The sequence below is a fragment of the Aminobacterium sp. genome, assembly GCF_034926885.1.
Taxonomy (GTDB): domain Bacteria; phylum Synergistota; class Synergistia; order Synergistales; family Aminobacteriaceae; genus Aminobacterium.
This window is the reverse complement of the sequence record NZ_JAYFQR010000021.1, coordinates 1-1,744: the sequence shown is the minus strand read 5'-3', so window position 1 is coordinate 1,744 and position 1,744 is coordinate 1. Positions and strand designations below refer to the sequence as shown.

Genomic DNA, 1,744 nt, shown 5'->3' with positions numbered 1-1,744 from the left:
TATCGGACCAAGAATCGGAGATAGGGTTGGATGAAGCTCTTCCCGATCCGGATATGCCAGAAGAGGCTCAAGCAGTTGTAGCAGAGAAGCCCGATGAGGTAGAAGTTTTACCAGAGCCGAAGGTTGAAAAGAAGGTTTCGCCAGCTGAGCCCCTTGTCTGTAGCGTATCAGCTCGTAAGGGAGAAGGAGATACGACTTATTTCGATATTGTGGTGACGAATGTTTCCGATCATGTTGTGGATAACGTATCGATGACATTAGCAGCTATCAACGAGATTAAGTCGGGAGGAGTAGGTTGGGGGCAGGGAAGCAGCAACACTATCTCGTTGTCTCCGGGGCAGTCGACTTCTGTTCCGGCCATGGCTATGGGAGATGCCCAGGGGATTCAGGTTGTGATAAGGAGTGGAAGTGGCTTTACGAAAGCTTTGGTGGCGAAATCTGTTCATAAGAAAAAGATAGTGGCTGATGGTTGTTATAGAGGTGCTTTTAAAGGACAAGGAATTTCCGGATCTCTCCAATTGACTATTTCTGGTACCTCTGTACGTGGTGTTTTGACTGGGTCATATACCGACCCTAATCAGAAGATCGTAAATAAAGCAGCTATTACAGGGTCATTTGATCCGGAGACTGGTGCTATTTCGGCAAGTTGGTCTGGAATGGCTACAGGAACAATGAAAGTTGACGGAGAAAAATATAACGTAAACGAACCTATTTCAGGTTCGTTTAGTGGGGTATATTCAAAAAAGAAACTTGCGGGGAATTGGTCTGGTGGAAGTAGTTATATCTCCTCAAGTGGACAATGGAGTGCTCAATAGGAGGAATAAATCGTCTATGGATATCTTTTCAATACAACAGAGGATCAATTCATGTCAAAAATGTCAATTATGTGCTCAGCGCCGGCAGCCGGTTATGGGAGAAGGAGACATACGAAACAAGATTATGCTTATAGGAGAAGCTCCAGGAGCGACGGAAGATGAATTAGGGCGGCCTTTTGTCGGAAGATCAGGTAACTTGTTGAGACAACTGATGGAAGAGGTAGGTTTGACACGTGAAAATTTTTTCATTACCAATATGGTGAAATGTCGTCCGCCTGAGAACAGAAAACCAACTAAAGAAGAGATTGAGGCATGTTGGCCTTTTTTAAAAGAACAGATAGACGAACTTTCTCCAGCCTTAGTTGTTACAGCTGGAAATACTCCGACACAATGGTTTTTAAATACACGAAAGGGAGTTACAGCACTACGAGGTCAATTTTATACATGGACTTTAGAAAAAAAAGAAATGCAGATTCGTCCTATTTTTCACCCGAGCTACTTGTTAAGAAATAGATCGAGAGAAAAGGGACGTCCTATTGATCTCACATTATTTGATTTACGAGAAATTGCTACTTTTCTGTAGTAAGAGTTATATTTTTTAAATCAGTAGGAGGAAGAGGATGATTTCAAGAAAGGGCATCGTTCTTCTTATTGTGTGTATATGTTTTATAGCGAGTTCGTCAGTGGTATGTGGAGAGACACCGTCGTCACATTCTTCGCAGATAGAAGAGTTTCAGCCAGATCCGATAGCAACCGCCAATGATTTTGTGACGACGTTTTTAGGTTCTTCCCCGCAGGTTTTGGGAATAGCTTCCGATACGTCGGCGCTGGCATCCATTGGGCAGAGTGTTCTCGAAGGCAACTACAAAAAGGCGATGCAACAGGTAGGTGACTTTGCTGCAGGTAAAGCTGTTTCGTCAATTCCCGTT

General features: G+C 43.5%; 2 protein-coding genes and 1 pseudogene. All 3 read left to right on the top strand.

Annotation, left to right across the window (positions count from 1 at the left end; translation table 11 throughout):
• Positions 1-815, top strand: a pseudogene (locus VB083_RS09725) (hypothetical protein); the annotation flags it as partial.
• A 16-nt stretch (positions 816-831) separates the two neighbouring features.
• On the top strand, positions 832-1,398 hold the full coding sequence (locus VB083_RS09720) for a uracil-DNA glycosylase (protein WP_213701703.1): 567 nt from the start codon (positions 832-834) through the stop codon (positions 1,396-1,398).
• Positions 1,399-1,435: 37 nt separating this feature from the next.
• Positions 1,436-1,744, top strand: a 309-nt coding sequence (locus VB083_RS09715) for a hypothetical protein (RefSeq protein WP_323402003.1), incomplete at its 3' end; no start/stop codon positions are given.